We start from the raw sequence: 19,096 nt of genomic DNA, 5'->3' as shown, positions 1-19,096 counted from the left end.
TCCTTATTGCAATGGTGAAAAAGCGGTGGGGCGCATCAGCACCGATTCGAGGCGCTCCACGGCGGCCAGTTCGCGGTTTTTCCGCGAGAAGGTCTGCCAGCGCTCGTCCTGGGCCATCCGTGCGCGGCGTACCAGGCGATCGTCCAGGCTTTCGTAAGCCCAGATGTGCACTACCTGATTGACCACGCCGATCTCGGTAAAAAAGAAGCCGATCAGTTTGCCAAGATGGTCAGTTTGCACCGCCAGGGCATCGCTTTGGTACAGCGCCAGCCAGTCGGCCATTTTCAGCGGATTGATGGTGTAGGTGCGTTTTTCGTAGATCATGATGTTTTCCTGATTAGTGGGTGGCGGGTTGCACCAGATGGCAGGCGGCGAGGTAGCCAAACGTCAGCCCCGGGCCAAGGGTGATGCCGGGACCCGGGTAGGTGCCGGCCATCAGCGAATCCATGTCGTTTCCCACCGCGTACAGACCCGCAATGGGGTTGCCTTCAGCGTTGACGACCTGGGCATCGGCGGTGGTGACCAGACCTCGAGAAGTCCCCAGATCGCCGGTATAGAGTTTGATGGCATAGAACGGCGCGCTGAGTAGGGGAGCGTTGCAGGCGTCAGGATGACGGCCCGGATCGCCCATCGCCCGGTTATAGCTGTTGCCGCCTTTGGCAAACTCACGGTCCACACCCTGCGCGGCGTCACGATTGTAGCGGGCGACCGTCTCGCTCAGGGCGTGGGCATCCAGCCCAAGCTGCTGCGCCAGCGCGGCCAGGGTATCGGCTTTATGCAGATAGCCAGCGGCGATCAGGGCGTCATTGTTCACCGGCGCCGGGCGCGCCAGCCCGAGGCCGTAACGCTTCATCGCCTGCGCGTCGCACAGTAAAAAGCAGGGGGCATTCTCCGCTGCACGCTGCATCGCGCTGGCAAAATGGTGATAGGAGCTGGACTCGTTAACGAAGCGTACCGCTTGCTGATTGACGGCAATCACGCCCGGCTTGGCCCGGTCGGTCACCAGGTGGGGGAAGCGCTCCTCGCTACCGTCGGCCCGGGTCAGCACCGATACCGGCGCCCAGAAAAAGTTGGACGCGCGATCGGCTCCCTCGCGAGCGTTAAGTGCCGCCGCAAGACGCAGCGCAGCGCCATCATTGGCTGGCGGCGACATGGTGAAGTGCTCTCGGGTGTGAGGCCGATAGCGCGCCGCCAGCGCGCCAGCGGCAAAGCCGCCTGCGGCTAGCACCACCCCACGGCGGGCGTGTAGCGTCTCTTTTTGCCCCTGATAGTCAATCTCTACCCCGGTGACCGCGCCTTGCGATTCGCACAGCGCCAGCACATTGACATTCAGCCGAAGGCTCATGCCTTTACGCAGCGCCGTGGTCGCCATGCGGGCAATCAGCGCATTGCCCATCGCCAGGCGGGTGCCGCGAGGATATTTCACCCGGTCGCGGGCGTAGCGCAGCAGCAGCCGGGTGCAATGGGCCAGGGAGCGCAGCGAGCGACGCATATCGAGAAAATGTTGAATGTCGACGCGGTTGACCATCATCCCGCCAAACAGCAGCATCCCCGGCGGAGGCGAGCGCAGGTCGCGAAACGCGTCCCCCAGTTCACGGCCGTCATACTCGACCACCTCCAGCGCCCGACCGACGTCGACGGCGCCGGGCTCATCCGGATAGTAATCGGGTGAGAGCGGGCGCAGGCTATATTTCACCGCCCCCTCGCGCTCCAGAAAGGAGAGGGCCTCTCGCCCGGCGCGGACAAACGCCTCGGCGATATCTTCGCGGTAGTGGGCCTCGCCGATAATGGTTCGTAGATAGGTTTTGATCGCTTCGGCGCTACCGCTTTTGCCCTCGGCGCGCGCCTGGTCGGTATCGTGCAGCCACACGGCGCCGCCGGAGATGGCCGAGGTGCCGCCGAACTGACCGGCTTTCTCCAGCATCAGCACCGACAGCCCTTTGCAGCTGGCGGTGACCGCGGCGGCAAAGCCAGCGGCGCCACTGCCGATGACGATCACATCCCAGCTTTTCATGCCGCCGCTCCCTGCGCCGACGGGATGGCGCCGATAAACTGGCCCATCAGCGTCATCTGCGCCAGCGCCATTTCCGGCCCAGTCTGTACCCGGCAGCCGCGGGCGGCGGCGAAGGTGAGCAACGGCGTCATCACCGGAGCGGTGACAACGTCGGCCACGTGGGTGGCGCTGTCGAGCGTCTCCAGCAGCGCCTGGGGTAGGGGCAGTGCATCAAACCCGGCCATGCCGGCCGGCGAGCCGTTGATCAGCAGATCGACACCGTGCAGGCTGTCCGGCAGCGTGCTCAGTTGCACCGCCGGAAAGGCCTCAGTCAGAAGATCGTGCAGGCGTTGCCGGGTGGCCGGGTTTTGATCGTGCAGCGCCAGTTGGCGGATCCCCGCCTCGCACAATCCCCAGGCGATGGCGCTGCCGACGCCGCCGCAACCGGAGAGCAGCGCCTGCTTATCTGCCGGCTGAAAACCCTGTGCCTCGGCGGCAAGCTGAAATCCGACGCCGTCCAGCATATCGCCCTGTAACCGGCCATCCGCCAGCTTGCGGATCACATTGATGGCGTTGAGTCGGCGAGCGCGCGGCGTAAGTTCGTCGACCAGCGCGGCGGCGCGTTGTTTATGCGGTACCGTCACCAGCACGCCGCTCATGTTCTGCCAGCCGCGCAGGGCGTTGAGGTAGGCGGCCACCGCGTCCGGGACGATATCCACCGGGATCATGACGCTGTCCATGTGCTGTTCGGCAAAGTAGCGGTTGAAGTTATCCGGTGATTTCACCTGGGCGATCGGATGACCAATCACGGCGACAACCTGGGTAGTTCCACTGACCATTTCAAACCTCATTTGTTAAATGAATGTTGTGAAAGTATTTCAGCGGAAGCTGGGAGCGACAACGCAGAATTCGGACATGTTGGTTGTTAATCGCACCATCGCTGCGATAATCGCAGGAAATCGATAATGATGTTGCAAAAATGTGAGCGAATATGCAAAACACCATTCATCCACGCGATCTGATCGTCGGTTTACAAAAAGGGTTGGCGTTGATCCAGCTTTTTTCCAAAAACTGCCCAAAGCTCACTGTTGCCCAAGCGGCGAAAATGAGCGGTCTGACGCAAAGCGCGGCACGACGTTTTTTGTTGACGCTGCTGCATGATCGTTATTTGCAAACCGATGGGCGCTATTACTGGCTTACCCCGAAGACCCTGCGGCTTGGCCAGGCCTATGTTGATTCGGCGCAGTTTCCACGCATGGTGCGACCGATTGTCGAATACATCGCCAGCCGGACCGAAGAGCACGCCTCGGTGGGGGTGGTGGATGAAGATGAGCTGGTCTATATCGCCCGCAGCCGGCATACGCCGTTTAACTCCACGTCGGTTCGGCTAGGGGAGCGGGTGCCCATCTTCTGTACCGCCGGGGGGCGATTATGGCTGGCTTCGCTGCCGGAAGCAGAGTGTGAAGCGGTTCTGCAGCGCATTACCCGGGAACAACGCACGCCCTATACGGTGACCGACGTCGCGCCGCTGATGGAGAAAATCGCTCAGGTGCGGCGTCAGGGATACGCCACTATTGAACAGGAGTTTGAGATTGGCATGCTGGTGCTGGCGGTACCGTTAACCGACAGGGAAGGAACCTGGTGGGGAGCGCTAAGTCTGACCAGCCATCAATCGCGGACCTCGCTGGAAGCGTTATGCCGTGATCATCTCGATCTGCTCTACAGCGCGCAGGCGATGCTGGTGGGGTAAACAGGGCAGCCGATGCGCTGCCCTCGGCAAGATGTCGCTTAGGCTGATGCTTTGTTCAGGAAACTGCTCCAGTCGCTGGCGGCGTTATCGACAAAGGTGTTCCAGCTGTTGCCGGCGGTATTGACGAAGCTTCCCCAGTTATCCTTACCAGCGGTCACAAAAGTTTCCCAATTTGACTGACCGGTCAGGAAGGAACCAAACGCCATTGTGCTGTCGCAGACGAACGAGGCGAATGCGTTGCCAGAGGTGAGGACAAATGAGGTGAAACCGATGCCCGAGTTGGCGACGAAGCTGGCGAAGCCGCTGGCCGCGCCGAACAGGTTAAAGCCGCCGGAGATGTAGTCCATTTCGTTCAGTGTTAACTCTTTCATTGCAATTCCTTGTATTGAATATTTCCAAAACGGGCGTAAGCCCGAGGCGAAAGGTAGCACCGTAGAGCTGAACGGGGCGAGCGACGTCCGGTTGGTATAAGCTCATTTTTTCCTCATTTATTAGCGGGTAGCTACGAAAACGGTGTGGGGGAGGGGAGGGAAGTATGAATTGAGAAAGGAAAAAGACGTGAAACAGAAAAGAATAAGCCCCGTAAAAACGGGGCTTTATATCATACTGGAGCCGGTGATTATCTCACATAAGCCAGCAGACTATGTGAATCCGGCACCATAAAGTCAACGGACATCATCACGGACAGCGCAGTGATGGCGACGATGGAAAAGACGAAGAGCTTACGCGCCCAGACTTTATCATCTGCCACTTTGTAGCCGCGCAGCGCCATGCCCAGCCACCAGACGCTGACCGCTGCCGCTACGACCAGGTATTTGTACCCGGCATAGCCGCCCAGCGAGAGCATCAGGGTCGCAACGGCAAAGGCGACGATGTACAGCGTAATATGGTTTTTGGCGACCGATATACCTTTCACTACCGGCAGCACCGGAATATTCGCCGCCTGATAATCCTTGAAGCGGAAAATCGCGATGGCGTAGGAGTGAGGCATCTGCCACAGGCTAAAGATAGCCAGCAGGATAGCCGCACCGCTGTCGAAATCACCGGTCACTGCGCAGTAGCCAATCACCGGCGGCGCTGCGCCGGAGAGTGAGCCAATCAGCGTGCCATAGACGGAGTGGCGTTTCATGTACAGGCTGTAGACGCCGACATAAACCACGAACCCCATCACCCCCAGCCAGCAGGCCAGCGGATTTGCGCCGAACCACAGCAGCATAAAGCCAGCAATACCCAGCAAGGTGGCGTACACCAGCGAAGCTTCTGGCGAGATCAGCCCTTTGACCAGCACCCGGTTTTTCGTCCGTTCCATCTTACGATCGATGTCCCGGTCGATGTAGTTGTTGAATACACAACCCGAGGCGACCACCAGGGATACTCCAAGGAGCGTCCAGACGAACAGCGGATAGTCGATGTGGCCTTTGGAGGCCAGCAGGAAACCGCCGATCACGGAGATCAGGTTGCCAAAAATAATGCCTGGTTTCGTAACTTGCAGGTATTGCTTAAACATACTCGCCGCTCTTAGTGCATCATCATGTTGTAGTTCAGGTTCCACATAATCCAGATGGAGCCGACAACCACGATCGCAATGATGATTACGGTGAAGATAAATGCGGTCAGGTTCCAGCCTTCATCGGACTTGCTGTTCATATGCAGGAAGTACACGAGATGTACCACGATCTGCACCACAGCGGTCACCAGAATGGTGCCAAGGATAACCGCATGCGAGGCGGAGCCACTCATCACCATGGCGAACGGAATGACCGTCAGGATGATGGACAGGATAAATCCTGTCATGTAGCTCTTCACGCTGCCGTGAGAAGCGCCGCTATGATCGGTAGAATGACTCATTACATCGCCCCCATCAGATAGACAACCGAGAACACGCAGATCCACACCACGTCCAGGAAGTGCCAGAACAGGCTCAGGCACAGGATACGGGTGCGGTTAGTGCTGGTCAGGCCACGGCGTGAAACCTGGAACATCAGCACCGCCATCCAGATAAGACCGGAGGTCACGTGCAGACCGTGGGTGCCGACCAGCGCGAAGAACGCGGACAGGAAGCCACTACGATCCGGACCAAAGCCTTCCATGATCAGGTGATGGAATTCATAGATTTCCATCCCGATAAATCCGGCGCCAAACAACCAGGTCAACGCCAGCCAGGAAACCACCTGGCTCTTGTTGTTTTTGTACATGGCGATAGCCGCCATGCCGTAGGTGATGGAGCTGAACAGCAGCAGTGCGGTTTCAACCAGAACGAACGGCAGTTCGAAAATATCTTTGCCAGTTGGTCCGCCGGCCGTGCCGTTCACCAGAACGGCATAGGTAGCAAACAGCGTAGCGAAGATAATGCAGTCGCTCATCAGGTAGATCCAGAAACCGAATACCTTCATCGGTCCTGTATCATGGTGCCCGTGTTCATGCGCGTGGGCAGTATGCGCAAGAGTATCAGTTGCCATTTTTCAGCCCTGCTTTGTTAATCTCATCGAAATGCTGTTTTTCCAGTTTTTCGACTTCTGCAACCGGTACGTAGTAATCCACGTCCTCGTCAAAGCTCTTAATAATCCATGTCGCTACGATGCCGATGAAGCTGGCGATCGCCATCCACCAGATATGCCAGATCATGGCGAAACCAAATACCGTAGCGAAGGCGGCAATGACGATGCCGGCGCCGCTGTTCTTCGGCATATGAATTTCTTCATAGTGAGCAGGCTGTTTGTACGCTTCACCTTTCTCTTTCATTTCCCAGAAGGCGTCACGCTCGTGAACCTGAGGAACGATAGCGAAGTTGTAGAACGGCGGTGGAGAAGAGGTTGCCCACTCCAGCGTACGGCCACCCCATGGGTCACCGGTCAGGTCACGGTTCTGATCGCGGTCGCGAATAGAGACGTAGAACTGAATCAGCTGGCACAGGATACCGCAGGCGATCAGCGCCGCACCGCAAGCTGCAACAACCAGCATCGGGTGGAACTGCGGATCGATCTGCTGGCTCAGACGACGGGTCATCCCCATGAAGCCCAGCACGTACAGCGGCATAAACGCCACGAAGAAGCCGATGATCCAGAACCAGAAAGCGCGTTTGCCCCAGGTTTCGTTCAGGGTGAAGCCAAAGGCTTTCGGCCACCAGTAGGTCAGACCGGCGAAGCAACCGAACACCACACCGCCGATGATAACGTTATGGAAGTGCGCGATCAGGAACAGGCTGTTGTGCAGAACGAAGTCTGCGCCCGGTACCGCCAGCAGCACACCGGTCATCCCACCGACGGAGAAGGTGACGATAAAGCCGATAGTCCACATCATCGCCGAGTTGAAGACGATGCGGCCCTGATACATGGTGAACAGCCAGTTGAAGATCTTAACCCCGGTCGGGATCGCGATAATCATGGTGGTAATACCGAAGAAGGCGTTTACGTTCGCGCCAGCACCCATGGTGAAGAAGTGGTGCAGCCAAACGATGAACGACAGAACGGTAATACAGACGGTTGCCCACACCAGAGAGGTGTAACCGAACAGACGCTTACGCGAGAAGGTCGCGGCGATTTCGGAGAAGACCCCGAACACCGGCAGAACCAGGATGTACACTTCCGGGTGACCCCAGGCCCAAATCAGGTTGATGTACATCATCATGTTGCCACCCATATCGTTGGTAAAGAAATGGGTGCCCAGGTAACGATCCAGGGTCAGCAGCGCGATGGTGACGGTCAGAATTGGGAAAGAGGCGATAATCAGGATGTTAGCGCACAGAGATGCCCAGGAGAATACCGGCATCTTGAACATGGTCATGCCCGGGGCGCGCATCTTGATAATGGTCACGAAGAAGTTAATACCGGTCAGGGTAGTACCGATACCGGAGAGCTGCAGCGCCCAAATCCAGTAGTCGACCCCTACGCCAGGACTGTATTCAATTCCCGACAGCGGCGGATAAGCCAGCCAACCGGTCTGCGCGAACTCACCGACGCCCAGAGACAGGTTAACCAGAATCACGCCCACAACGGTGAACCAGAAGCTCAGGTTGTTGAGGAACGGGAAGGCTACGTCGCGTGCGCCGAGCTGAAGCGGAACCACCAGGTTCATCAGACCGATAACGAACGGCATCGCCACGAAGAAGATCATGATAACGCCGTGGGCGGTAAAGATCTGATCGTAGTGATGAGGCGGCAGGAAGCCTGCTTCCCCGGCCGAGGCCAGCACCTGCTGGCTACGCATCATGATGGCGTCAGCAAAGCCACGCAGCAGCATGACGATTGCCACGATAACGTACATGATACCGAGACGTTTGTGGTCGACAGAAGTCAGCCACTCGTTCCATAGGTAGGACCACTTACCGAAGTAAGTGATGGCTGCCAGAAGCGCCAGTCCCCCAATGATAATCGCAGCCACCGTTACCACGATAATAGGTTCGTGGTAGGGCACTGCATCCAGTGTAAGTTTTCCGAACATCGTTTTCTTCCTCGGCCCCTTAGTGAGCGGTTTCCGCGTGGCTCATGTCCATGCCTTCCATCCCGTCGTGAGCGGCATGCTCGCCTTCAGGTTTGGACATGTTCATGCTCTCGTGAGACATGAATTTGTTCACAACATCTTTGAACAGATCCGGTTTCACGTTAGAGAAGTATTCCACTTTGTTGTATTCGCTAGGCACAGCCACTTTCTCGAACGCGGCCATAGAGTCCATGGCGTTCGGAGACTGTTTCGCTTTTTCAACCCACTGATCGAAAGTTGCACGATCCGGGGTAGCAATCGCTTTGAACTTCATACCAGAGAAGCCCGGGCCACTGTAGCTAGCGGAGATACCGTCATAAGTACCAGCTTCGTCAGCAATGAGGTGCAGCTGAGTCTGCATCCCGGCCATTGCGTAGATCTGGCTGCCTAAGCGCGGAATAAAGAACGAGTTCATCACCGAGTTAGAGGTCACTTTGAAGTGTACCGGTACGTTCGCCGGGAAGGCGATTTCGTTAACGGTAGCAATACCCTGTTCCGGATAGATAAAGAACCATTTCCAGTCCATCGATACGACTTCGATGGTGATTGGTTTCTCGTCATGGACAAGCGGTTTGCTTGGCTCCAGTGCGTGAGTGGTTTTCCAGGTCAGAACGGCCAGGAACAGGATGATCAGAATAGGTACCGTCCAGACCACAGCTTCCACTTTATTGGAGTGTGACCAGTTCGGGCTATACTTCGCATCTTTATTGCTCGCGCGATACTTCCAGGCAAATCCTACTGCCATCAAGACGGCGGGAATAACGACAATCATCATCAGGCCGAAGGCCGTCAGAATCAAAGAGCGTTGCTCCAGTCCAATCTGTCCTTTTGGGTCAAGGAGTGCAGAATCACAACCACTGAGTAATACAGTACCTGCGATTAATGACATCCATCCCAAACTTTTATTGTATTTCCTGAGTCTCATTGAACGACCTCAATTCCACGGGATCTGGTGGCGTTTAAAGTGTATGGGCATTTTACGGTAAGGTTGCATTACTGTAAACATGATTGGATCTCTGTCAGTTCTGTGTTAGCGGCTTCTGCTTGGTTTGTCACATATGTTACGTAGTGTTACGTAATCGCTTGCAAAGCCTGATTTTCGTGGGATCGATAACGAAAGGGATAAGAAAAGGTGTACTTAGCGGCGAATGGGCATAACCACCCAAAAATTAGAACAATTGTTTAACATTTAATTATCAAATAAAAGACATTGTGGAAACGTGAAATAAAAACGGCGTAGCTGAATCGGTTAAATTATTTAAAGAATCGAATGAAAACTGTCAATAATTTCCAGAAAACAAAAACGCACAAAACAACAAATAGCGCGGCGGGCAATATAAAAGCGTTAATAAGCCGTTATAATTACGTTTCGTAATTACAACGGCTAATAATGATGCAGCGTCCTTAAATCAGGTGGGTTTTACGCAGCGCCAGGTAGTCGAGCAGGCCGCCGAACAAAATACCGCCAACGGCGGTCAGCGCGGCAACCTCCAGCAGGCCGGACAGGAAGCTGAACGACGTATAATCCAGCGCGTTGAGGATCAGCAGACCCAGCCATACCGCCAGCAGCAGGCAGCCCAGCGTCAGGATCCCCAGCGCCAGCGCATAGGCCTGCGGATATTCGCTACGCGGTATAAAGCTTGCCGTGCGTTGGGTATGCTCGAGCGTTTGTCGGCACAGCAGCAGCAGCGCGATCCCCGGCACCGCCGCGACCACGGAGAAGAGATAGAAGGCGGACCAGCCGTGGGCCTCGACAAACCAGCCGGCAATCGGCCCGACGTACACGCGGCCAACCGCGGACAGCGCCGAGAGCAGCGCGAACTGGGTGGCGGAGAACGACTTGTTGCACAGCGTCATCAGCAACGCCACAAACGCCGCCGTCCCCATTCCCCCGCACAGATTTTCAAAGAATACCGCGGTCGCCATGGAATAGAGGTGCTTATCGGTAATCGACAGCAGCCAGTAGCCGGCGTTGGAAACCCCCTGCAGCAGACCGAAGATCAGCAGCGCCCGGAACAGCGTCAATCGCTGCATCAGGACGCCGCCGTACAGGGCGCCAAGAATGGTGGCGAACAGGCCTAAGGTTTTGTTCACCATTCCCACCTCGCCGGCGTCAAAACCGACGCCGCGGATGAGAAAGGTGGTGGTCAGACTCATGGCAAACGCATCGCCAAGCTTATAAAGAACGATGAGCAGCAGAATCAGCCAGGCGTTGTTACGGCCGAAAAAATCGCGCAGTGGTTCAGCTACCGCCTGCTCCAGCGACCGGGGAACCGGGATAACATCGCTTGGCTCGGGCGCCAGCAGCGTGGCGATGATGCAGGGCACCAGCAGCGCCGCCATCAGCCAGTACATGCCCTGCCAGCCGAGATAGCGGTCGGCGATCCACAGGGCCAGACCACCGGAGACCAGCATCCCGAGGCGATAGCCCAGCACGCTGATCGCGGCGCCAGCGCCGCGCTCTTCCGCTGGCAGAACGTCGGTTTTCCAGGCGTCAAAGACAATATCCTGCGACGCCGAACAGAAGGCGATCACTACCGCCAGCGCCGCCATCCAGCGCAGCTGGGAGGCAGGTTCGAGAAAACCCATCGCCGCGATGGCCAGCAGAAGCAGGACCTGGGTGGTCACCAACCAGCCGCGACGGCGCCCGAGAAACGGCGGCGTGTAGCGGTCCATCAGCGGGGACCAGAGGAATTTAAAGACATAGGCCTGGCCGACAAGCGATAAAAAACCGATCGTTTTCAGATCGATGTTTTCCACCGTCATCCAGGCCTGCAGGGTACCGGAGGTGAGGGCCAGCGGCAGACCGGAGGCGAAGCCGAGGATCAGCAAAATCGCTGATTTAGGCTGCTGAAAAATGCGTAAGTAGTGACTGGACATAGCATAAAGCACGAACCCGGCGGAGGCCGGGTTCGTGGTGGCATTAACGCGCGTTTTGCTTGATGAAATCGTGGATGCTGGTGTCCTGCGCCATATCGGCGATGGTATCAGTCAGGACGCTGTTGACGGCATCAGCGATGTTTTTGTTCGAGGCCTGGAAGGCACCTTCAACCGAGTAGCTGGCGCGGTAGTTTTTGGTCATCTTCGTGCCGTTTGCCGCGGTGGCGATGATGGCGATATCGGCTTTGGTGGCGATGTTGTAGCGCACGTTGCCCTGGGAGACGTCAGCGTAGAGTTTGTTGACGATGATCTGCAGATCGACTGCGCCGTTCGGGCCAATCATGTAGCCGCGCGCGGTCATTTGTTTCTCCAGCACTTCCTGCAGCAGGAAGCGCAGATCGCGGGAGGCGGTAAGGGTGACCTGTTGGTTGTCGCGCGTCACTTTCGCCAGCGCCTGGTCCGGACGCTGGTCGGCGCCGTTGATGCTGACGGTCACGCCCATAAGGCTAGGATCCTGCTGCGGCAGCGTGATTTTCGGCGATACTTCAATGGTGGTCGGCGGCGTGGCGCATCCTGCCAGCATAAACATGGCGACCAACGGGAAAAGGATCTTCTTAAGCATGTTCAGGTCTCAACGCATGGTGTTGTTATAAGGAAAATTACCGCCATCATAGCATTGCCAACGGCAAGGGGAAGTGGCAACGCGTGTAAATCCATCGCCCTGGCGGTTTTCTGAGCGTCCCGCCACGGTTAATCGCTCTTTCCCCGGCGGATCTGGCGACCAGAGCCAGTAAACGTGATACTTTTGAATGAAAATATCAGAACAATGCTAATTTTTTGTTGTTTTCTCCTAATGGAAGCGGTAAAAGCGGCTAACATTTAAATGGAGTGGCGGCATCTCAGCGTTGTCGGAGGAGAAAATTCATGATGATACGTGAACAGATCGAAGCAAAACTTAGAGCAGCGTTCGACCCGATGTATCTCGAAGTCGTGGATGAAAGTTATCGTCACAACGTCCCAGCGGGCTCTGAAAGTCATTTTAAAGTGGTGTTAGTGAGCGATCGCTTCACTGGCGAGCGTTTCCTAAATCGCCACCGTATGATCTACGGCACGCTAACCGAGGAGCTGTCGAATACGGTGCACGCCCTGGCGCTGCACACCTACACGATTAAAGAATGGGAAGCGCTACAGGATACGGTTTTCGCCTCGCCGCCGTGCCGCGGCGCGGGGAGCATCGCCTAGAAATCCCATTTGCAACCGCTGGCGCTTTTCCAGTATGTTGCTTGCAGATTTAGCAAAAACGGCCTACGGGCCGTTTTGTTTTGCCTGGAAAATGCGCAAACTCAGCGCTTTTGCGGACAAAATTGAGCGGGAAATGTGAAAAATGCCGCAGCACCAGGCGACAACCGTTCTCGACTCACAAAAGTGATGCCGCTATAATGCCGCGTCTTATATATGAATGTCTTCGGGATGATTCTGACGACAGGGAATGTGTTTCTGATTTGAAGAGGGCATCCCGGTTCTGCGAAGCCACCTACACGTGCTTCCAGAGTTGACCGAGCACTGTGATTTTTTTGAGGTAACAAGATGCAAGTTTCAGTTGAAACCACTCAGGGCCTTGGGCGCCGTGTAACGATTACTATCGCCGCTGACAGCATCGAGAATGCTGTCAAAAGCGAGCTGGTCAACGTAGCGAAAAAAGTTCGCATTGACGGCTTCCGTAAAGGCAAAGTGCCGATGAATGTTGTTGCTCAGCGCTATGGCGCTTCCGTTCGTCAGGACGTGCTGGGCGACCTGATGAGCCGTCATTTCGTTGACGCGATCATCAAAGAAAAAATCAATCCGGCCGGCGCGCCGAACTACGTTCCGGGCGAATACAAACTGGGTGAAGACTTCACCTACGCGGTAGAGTTCGAAGTGTATCCGGAAGTTGAACTGCAGGGTCTGGAAGCGATCGAAGTAGAAAAACCGGTTGTTGAAGTGACCGACGCTGACGTTGACACCATGCTGGAAACCCTGCGCAAGCAGCAGGCAACCTGGAAAGAAAAAGAAGGCGCGGTTGACGCTGAAGATCGCGTAACCATCGACTTCACCGGTTCCGTAGATGGTGAAGAGTTCGAAGGCGGCAAAGCTTCTGACTTCGTACTGGCGATGGGCCAGGGTCGCATGATCCCGGGCTTCGAAGACGGTATCAAAGGCCACAAAGCGGGTGACGAGTTCACCATCGACGTGACCTTCCCGGAAGAATACCACGCAGAAAACCTGAAAGGTAAAGCGGCTAAGTTCGTTATCAACCTGAAGAAAGTTGAAGAACGTGAACTGCCGGAGCTGACCGAAGAATTCATCAAACGTTTCGGCGTGGAAGATGGTTCCGTCGCTGGCCTGCGCGCTGAAGTGCGTAAAAACATGGAACGCGAGCTGAAAGGCGCTGTGCGTAACCGCGTGAAGTCTCAGGCTATCGAAGGTCTGGTTAAAGCTAACGACATCGACGTTCCGGCAGCTCTGATCGACAGCGAAATCGACGTGCTGCGTCGCCAGGCTGCTCAGCGTTTCGGTGGCAACGAGAAACAGGCTCTGGAACTGCCGCGCGAACTGTTCGAAGAGCAGGCTAAACGCCGCGTAGTGGTTGGCCTGCTGCTGGGCGAAGTGATTCGCACCAACGAGCTGAAAGCTGACGAAGAGCGCGTGAAAGGCCTGATCGAAGAGATGGCTTCTGCTTACGAAGATCCGTCAGAAGTGGTTGAGTTCTACAGCAAGAACAAAGAGCTGATGGACAACATGCGCAACGTGGCGCTGGAAGAGCAGGCTGTTGAAGCCGTGCTGGCGAAAGCCAAAGTGTCTGAAAAAGCCACTTCCTTCAACGAACTGATGAACCAGCAGGCGTAATTTCGCCGCGATTGTTCAAGGTTCGGGCAAAAACCCGTTGCCGAAAGGCGGCGGGTTTTTTTTTTAGCTAATGATAGCCTCAGGCACGGTGCTAAAACGCATTTACCATGATAGCGTTACAGCAAAAGCTTGTTATGCTTGAAATATGGCAACGCCATCCCCATTACCGAGGGAGGCAACTGCATCCGCAATCGCACGCGTGTTGAAGAGGCGGTGACGCGTTCAGCGGATAGAAACTGTGGCTGATAATCCGTCCGTAAGGTTACAATCAGTGCAGCAGGTATTTTAAAATTACTCCAGGAGACGGAAATGTCATACAGTGGCGAACGAGACAACTTTGCACCCCATATGGCCCTGGTGCCGATGGTCATTGAACAGACCTCACGCGGTGAACGTTCTTTTGATATCTACTCCCGTCTGCTTAAGGAACGCGTCATTTTTCTGACCGGCCAGGTCGAAGACCACATGGCAAACCTGATCGTGGCGCAGATGCTGTTTCTGGAAGCGGAAAACCCGGAAAAAGACATTTACCTGTACATTAACTCTCCGGGCGGGGTGATCACCGCCGGGATGTCGATTTATGACACCATGCAGTTCATCAAGCCGGACGTCAGCACCATCTGTATGGGCCAGGCCGCGTCCATGGGCGCGTTCCTGCTGACCGCCGGGGCGAAGGGCAAGCGTTTCTGCCTGCCGAACTCCCGCGTGATGATCCACCAGCCGCTGGGCGGCTATCAGGGGCAGGCGACGGATATTGAGATCCACGCCCGTGAAATCCTGAAGGTGAAAGGACGCATGAATGAGCTGATGGCGCATCATACCGGCCAGTCTCTTGAGCAGATTGAGCGTGACACCGAGCGTGACCGCTTCCTGTCTGCTGCGGAAGCCGTGGAGTACGGACTGGTCGACTCTATTTTGACCCATCGTAATTGATGCCCTGGGCGTAAGGGTGCCGCTTTACGCTTCATCCTTCTCGCCACGTTTGCTGAGCGGTTGGCATTTTTCCGGACGCTTGCCGGGCAGGCAGGCGGCCGGTCGCTTCGCTACCGCCGCGATGTAGCGCGAAGGATTTTGTGTATATACTAATGAAGGGCGGCACAACGCTATATGGCGGCTTGCGCCTGAGAATGGCATTTGCGTCGTCGTGTGCGGCACAAAGAACTTAAAAAGAGGTTTGGACTCATGACAGATAAACGCAAAGATGGATCGGGCAAATTGTTGTATTGCTCTTTTTGCGGCAAAAGCCAGCATGAAGTGCGTAAGCTGATCGCCGGGCCATCCGTGTATATCTGCGACGAATGCGTTGATTTATGTAACGACATCATTCGCGAAGAGATTAAAGAAGTTGCGCCGCACCGCGAGCGCAGCGCGCTGCCGACGCCGCACGAGATTCGCCACCACCTTGATGACTACGTCATCGGTCAGGAACAGGCGAAAAAAGTGTTGGCGGTCGCGGTATACAACCACTACAAACGTCTGCGCAATGGCGATACCAGCAATGGCGTAGAGCTGGGTAAAAGTAACATCCTGCTGATCGGGCCGACCGGCTCCGGTAAAACGCTGCTGGCGGAAACGCTGGCGCGCCTGCTGGATGTGCCGTTTACCATGGCGGACGCCACCACCCTGACCGAAGCCGGTTATGTGGGTGAGGACGTCGAAAATATCATTCAGAAACTGCTGCAGAAGTGCGATTACGACGTGCAGAAAGCGCAGCGCGGCATCGTCTATATCGACGAAATCGACAAAATTTCGCGTAAGTCCGATAACCCGTCGATTACTCGCGATGTCTCCGGCGAAGGCGTGCAACAGGCGCTGCTGAAGCTTATCGAAGGCACCGTCGCCGCCGTTCCACCGCAGGGCGGGCGTAAACACCCGCAGCAGGAGTTCCTGCAGGTTGATACCTCCAAGATCCTGTTTATCTGCGGCGGCGCGTTTGCCGGTCTGGACAAAGTGATTTCCCACCGTGTGGAAACCGGCTCCGGCATTGGTTTTGGCGCGACGGTTAAAGCGAAGTCCGACAAAGCGAGCGAAGGCGAGCTGCTGGCCCAGGTCGAGCCGGAAGATCTGATCAAGTTTGGTTTGATTCCGGAATTCATCGGCCGTCTGCCGGTCGTGGCGACCCTGAACGAGCTGAGCGAAGAAGCGCTGATCCAGATCCTGAAAGAGCCGAAAAACGCCCTGACCAAGCAGTATCAGGCGCTGTTTAGCCTTGAAGGCGCAGAGCTTGAATTCCGCGACGAAGCGCTGGATGCCATTGCCAAGAAAGCGATGGCGCGTAAAACCGGCGCCCGTGGCCTGCGTTCCATTGTGGAAGCGGCGCTGCTGGACACCATGTATGATCTGCCTTCGATGGAAGATGTCGAAAAAGTGGTCATTGATGAGTCGGTTATCGCCGGTCAGAGCAAACCGCTGCTGATCTACGGCAAACCGGAAGCGCAGCAGGCATCTGGCGAATAATTAGCCATTTCACTCAAGCAGTTAACAAAAAGGGGGGATTTTATCTCCCCTTTTATTTTTCCTGCATTCCCGCCGTTGAATGTGTGGAATACATCCCCATATACTGGATTACATATTAACGACGATGCAGTGGAGTGTGGCGTCGTCGGCTACCTGGCGGACTTTAAACTAAGAGAGAGCTCTATGAATCCTGAGCGTTCTGAACGCATTGAAATCCCCGTATTGCCGTTGCGCGATGTGGTGGTTTATCCGCACATGGTCATACCCCTGTTCGTAGGGCGGGAAAAATCTATCCGTTGCCTCGAAGCGGCCATGGACCATGATAAAAAAATCATGCTGGTTGCGCAGAAAGAAGCGTCGACGGATGAGCCGGGTGTAAACGATCTTTTCACCGTTGGAACCGTGGCGTCTATTTTGCAGATGCTGAAGCTGCCAGACGGCACCGTGAAGGTGCTGGTCGAAGGGCTACAGCGTGCACGCATTTCTGCGCTGTCTGATAATGGCGAGCATTTCTCGGCGAAAGCGGAGTATCTCGACTCGCCGGCGATTGACGAACGTGAGCAGGAAGTGCTGGTTCGTACCGCTATCAGCCAGTTTGAAGGCTATATCAAGCTGAATAAGAAGATTCCACCGGAAGTGCTGACGTCGCTGAACAGCATCGACGATCCGGCGCGCCTGGCGGATACCATCGCGGCGCATATGCCGCTGAAGCTGGCGGACAAGCAGTCCGTGCTTGAGATGTCCGACGTCAACGAACGTCTGGAATATCTGATGGCGATGATGGAATCGGAAATCGATCTGCTGCAGGTTGAGAAGCGCATTCGCAACCGCGTCAAAAAGCAGATGGAGAAATCCCAGCGCGAGTACTATCTGAACGAGCAAATGAAAGCGATTCAGAAAGAACTCGGCGAGATGGACGACGCCCCGGACGAAAACGAAGCGCTGAAGCGCAAGATCGACGCGGCGAAAATGCCGAAAGAGGCGAAAGAGAAAACCGAAGCGGAACTGCAGAAGCTGAAGATGATGTCGCCGATGTCTGCGGAAGCGACCGTCGTGCGTGGCTACATCGACTGGATGGTGCAGGTGCCGTGGAATGCGCGCAGTAAGGTCAAGAAAGACCTGCGTCAGGCCCAGGAGATCCTCGATACCGATCACTATGGTCTGGAGCGCGTGAAGGATCGCATCCTTGAGTATCTCGCGGTGCAGAGCCGGGTGAACAAAATCAAGGGGCCGATCCTCTGCCTGGTGGGACCGCCGGGGGTAGGTAAAACCTCGCTGGGGCAATCTATCGCCAAAGCGACCGGCCGGAAATACGTCCGCATGGCGCTGGGCGGCGTGCGCGATGAAGCGGAAATTCGCGGTCATCGTCGAACCTATATTGGCTCGATGCCGGGTAAACTGATCCAGAAAATGGCGAAAGTGGGGGTAAAAAACCCGCTGTTCCTGCTGGATGAGATTGACAAAATGTCTTCCGACATGCGCGGCGACCCGGCTTCTGCGTTGCTTGAGGTGCTGGATCCGGAACAGAACGTGGCCTTTAACGACCACTATCTGGAAGTGGATTACGATCTCAGCGACGTGATGTTCGTGGCGACTTCCAACTCCATGAACATTCCGGCGCCGCTGCTGGACCGTATGGAAGTGATTCGCCTCTCGGGTTACACCGAAGATGAAAAACTGAACATCGCCAAGCGTCACCTGCTGCCGAAGCAGATCGAACGCAACGCGCTGAAGAAAGGCGAACTGACCGTCGACGACAGCGCCATTATCGGCATTATTCGTTACTACACCCGTGAAGCGGGCGTTCGTAGCCTGGAGCGTGAAATCTCCAAGCTGTGCCGTAAGGCCGTTAAGCAGCTGTTGCTGGATAAATCGCTGAAACACATCGAAATTAATGGTGAGAATCTGCATGATTATCTCGGCGTGCAGCGCTTCGACTATGGCCGCGCCGATAGCGAGAACCGTGTCGGTCAGGTGACCGGTCTGGCGTGGACGGAAGTGGGCGGCGATCTGCTGACCATCGAAACCGCCTGCGTACCGGGCAAAGGCAAACTGACCTACACCGGATCGCTGGGCGAGGTGATGCAGGAGTCGATTCAGGCTGCGCTGACCGTGGTACGTTCGCGGGCGGACAAGCTGGGCATTAACGCCGACTTTTACGAGAAGCGTGATATTCACGTCCACGTACCGGAAGGGGCGACGCCGAAGGACGGTCCGAGCGCGGGGATTGCCATGTGTACGGCGCTGGTCTCCTGCCTGACCGGCAACCCGGTACGCGCCGATGTGGCGATGACCGGGGAGATTACGCTGCGTGGACAGGTGCTGCCGATCGGCGGTCTGAAGGAAAAACTGCTGGCGGCGCATCGCGGCGGTATTAAGACTGTTCTGATTCCTGATGAGAACAAACGTGACCTTGAAGAAATTCCGGATAACGTTATCGCTGATTTGGATATCCATCCGGTGAAACGAATCGAGGAAGTTCTGACACTTGCGCTGCAAAACGAACCGTTTGGCATGCAGGTTGTGACCGCGAAATAGTGATTCTGCGCAAATTGCGCTAATAAAAATAGGGCTGGTAAGTCATTTCGGACTTGCCAGCCTTTTTTTGTGTAGCTAACTTAGATCGCTGGCAGGGGGGTCATCGACAACTG

Annotated in this window: 17 protein-coding genes; 6 read left to right on the top strand and 11 right to left on the bottom strand. The window is 55.9% G+C overall.

The genetic code is table 11. The features are described 5' to 3' along the window. Positions 1 to 3: 3 nt before the first annotated feature. Genes MKS11_RS08990 through MKS11_RS08980 form a run of 3 tightly spaced genes read right to left on the bottom strand, consistent with a single transcriptional unit; the run spans position 4 to position 2,832 of the window. Entirely contained in the window at positions 4 to 324 is a 321-nt protein-coding gene (locus tag MKS11_RS08990) for an NIPSNAP family protein (protein WP_004204812.1), read from the bottom strand. Positions 325 to 337: 13 nt separating this feature from the next. Next, entirely contained in the window at positions 338 to 2,014 is a 1,677-nt protein-coding gene (locus MKS11_RS08985) for an FAD-dependent oxidoreductase (protein WP_087771473.1), read from the bottom strand. Further along, positions 2,011 to 2,832, bottom strand: a complete 822-nt coding sequence (locus tag MKS11_RS08980; RefSeq protein WP_057213663.1) for a shikimate dehydrogenase — start codon at positions 2,830 to 2,832, stop codon at positions 2,011 to 2,013. Before MKS11_RS08980 ends, MKS11_RS08985 begins: the two co-directional genes overlap by 4 nt. Before the next feature lie 152 nt (positions 2,833 to 2,984). Here MKS11_RS08980 and MKS11_RS08975 point away from each other — a divergent pair, with 152 nt between their 5' ends. After that, a complete protein-coding gene (locus MKS11_RS08975; protein WP_004204808.1) occupies positions 2,985 to 3,743 on the top strand; it encodes an IclR family transcriptional regulator C-terminal domain-containing protein in 759 nt (252 codons plus the stop codon). A 38-nt stretch (positions 3,744 to 3,781) separates the two neighbouring features. Here MKS11_RS08975 and MKS11_RS08970 read toward each other — a convergent pair whose 3' ends face one another. The 8 genes from MKS11_RS08970 to MKS11_RS08935 all read right to left on the bottom strand — a co-directional run bounded on the left by MKS11_RS08970 (position 3,782) and on the right by MKS11_RS08935 (position 11,724). Further along, positions 3,782 to 4,114: a hypothetical protein gene (locus MKS11_RS08970; protein WP_017898918.1), complete on the bottom strand. Its 333-nt coding sequence runs from the start codon at positions 4,112 to 4,114 to the stop codon at positions 3,782 to 3,784. Between the two features lie 248 nt (positions 4,115 to 4,362). After that, positions 4,363 to 5,250 (bottom strand): heme o synthase, encoded by an 888-nt coding sequence (gene cyoE / locus MKS11_RS08965; RefSeq protein ID WP_002891629.1) that lies wholly within the window; start codon positions 5,248 to 5,250, stop codon positions 4,363 to 4,365. Between the two features lie 11 nt (positions 5,251 to 5,261). Next, entirely contained in the window at positions 5,262 to 5,591 is a 330-nt protein-coding gene (locus tag MKS11_RS08960) for a cytochrome o ubiquinol oxidase subunit IV (RefSeq protein ID WP_002891634.1), read from the bottom strand. Then, complete coding sequence (locus tag MKS11_RS08955) at positions 5,591 to 6,202, bottom strand: cytochrome o ubiquinol oxidase subunit III (protein ID WP_002891635.1); 612 nt, start codon at positions 6,200 to 6,202, stop codon at positions 5,591 to 5,593. Before MKS11_RS08955 ends, MKS11_RS08960 begins: the two co-directional genes overlap by 1 nt. Beyond that, complete coding sequence (gene cyoB, locus MKS11_RS08950; RefSeq protein WP_004204804.1) at positions 6,192 to 8,183, bottom strand: cytochrome o ubiquinol oxidase subunit I; 1,992 nt, start codon at positions 8,181 to 8,183, stop codon at positions 6,192 to 6,194. Before cyoB ends, MKS11_RS08955 begins: the two co-directional genes overlap by 11 nt. Before the next feature lie 19 nt (positions 8,184 to 8,202). Next, the gene (cyoA, locus tag MKS11_RS08945) at positions 8,203 to 9,147 is read right to left on the bottom strand and encodes a cytochrome o ubiquinol oxidase subunit II (RefSeq protein ID WP_004204802.1); all 945 of its coding nucleotides are present in this window, start codon (positions 9,145 to 9,147) and stop codon (positions 8,203 to 8,205) included. Between the two features lie 479 nt (positions 9,148 to 9,626). Next, complete coding sequence (gene ampG, locus MKS11_RS08940; RefSeq protein WP_087771472.1) at positions 9,627 to 11,102, bottom strand: muropeptide MFS transporter AmpG; 1,476 nt, start codon at positions 11,100 to 11,102, stop codon at positions 9,627 to 9,629. 43 nt (positions 11,103 to 11,145) lie between these two features. Further along, a complete protein-coding gene (locus tag MKS11_RS08935) occupies positions 11,146 to 11,724 on the bottom strand; it encodes a lipoprotein (RefSeq protein WP_004204800.1) in 579 nt (192 codons plus the stop codon). A 302-nt stretch (positions 11,725 to 12,026) separates the two neighbouring features. Here MKS11_RS08935 and bolA point away from each other — a divergent pair, with 302 nt between their 5' ends. From bolA to lon, 5 genes are all read left to right on the top strand, one after another. Further along, positions 12,027 to 12,344, top strand: a complete 318-nt coding sequence (gene bolA / locus MKS11_RS08930) for a transcriptional regulator BolA (RefSeq protein ID WP_002891649.1) — start codon at positions 12,027 to 12,029, stop codon at positions 12,342 to 12,344. 345 nt (positions 12,345 to 12,689) lie between these two features. After that, entirely contained in the window at positions 12,690 to 13,988 is a 1,299-nt protein-coding gene (gene tig / locus MKS11_RS08925) for a trigger factor (RefSeq protein ID WP_004204798.1), read from the top strand. A 309-nt stretch (positions 13,989 to 14,297) separates the two neighbouring features. Continuing rightward, positions 14,298 to 14,921 (top strand): ATP-dependent Clp endopeptidase proteolytic subunit ClpP, encoded by a 624-nt coding sequence (clpP, locus tag MKS11_RS08920; protein WP_002891804.1) that lies wholly within the window; start codon positions 14,298 to 14,300, stop codon positions 14,919 to 14,921. Between the two features lie 249 nt (positions 14,922 to 15,170). Continuing rightward, positions 15,171 to 16,445, top strand: a complete 1,275-nt coding sequence (gene clpX / locus MKS11_RS08915) for an ATP-dependent protease ATP-binding subunit ClpX (RefSeq protein WP_002891807.1) — start codon at positions 15,171 to 15,173, stop codon at positions 16,443 to 16,445. 183 nt (positions 16,446 to 16,628) lie between these two features. Further along, on the top strand, positions 16,629 to 18,983 hold the full coding sequence (gene lon / locus MKS11_RS08910; RefSeq protein ID WP_004151336.1) for an endopeptidase La: 2,355 nt from the start codon (positions 16,629 to 16,631) through the stop codon (positions 18,981 to 18,983). The last annotated feature ends 113 nt before the right edge of the window (positions 18,984 to 19,096 follow it).

Origin of the sequence: Klebsiella sp. K5-45 (genome assembly GCF_030128605.1) — a bacterium.
Classification (GTDB): Bacteria; Pseudomonadota; Gammaproteobacteria; order Enterobacterales; family Enterobacteriaceae; genus Klebsiella; species Klebsiella quasipneumoniae.
This window is presented reverse-complemented; position numbering and strand designations above follow the sequence as displayed.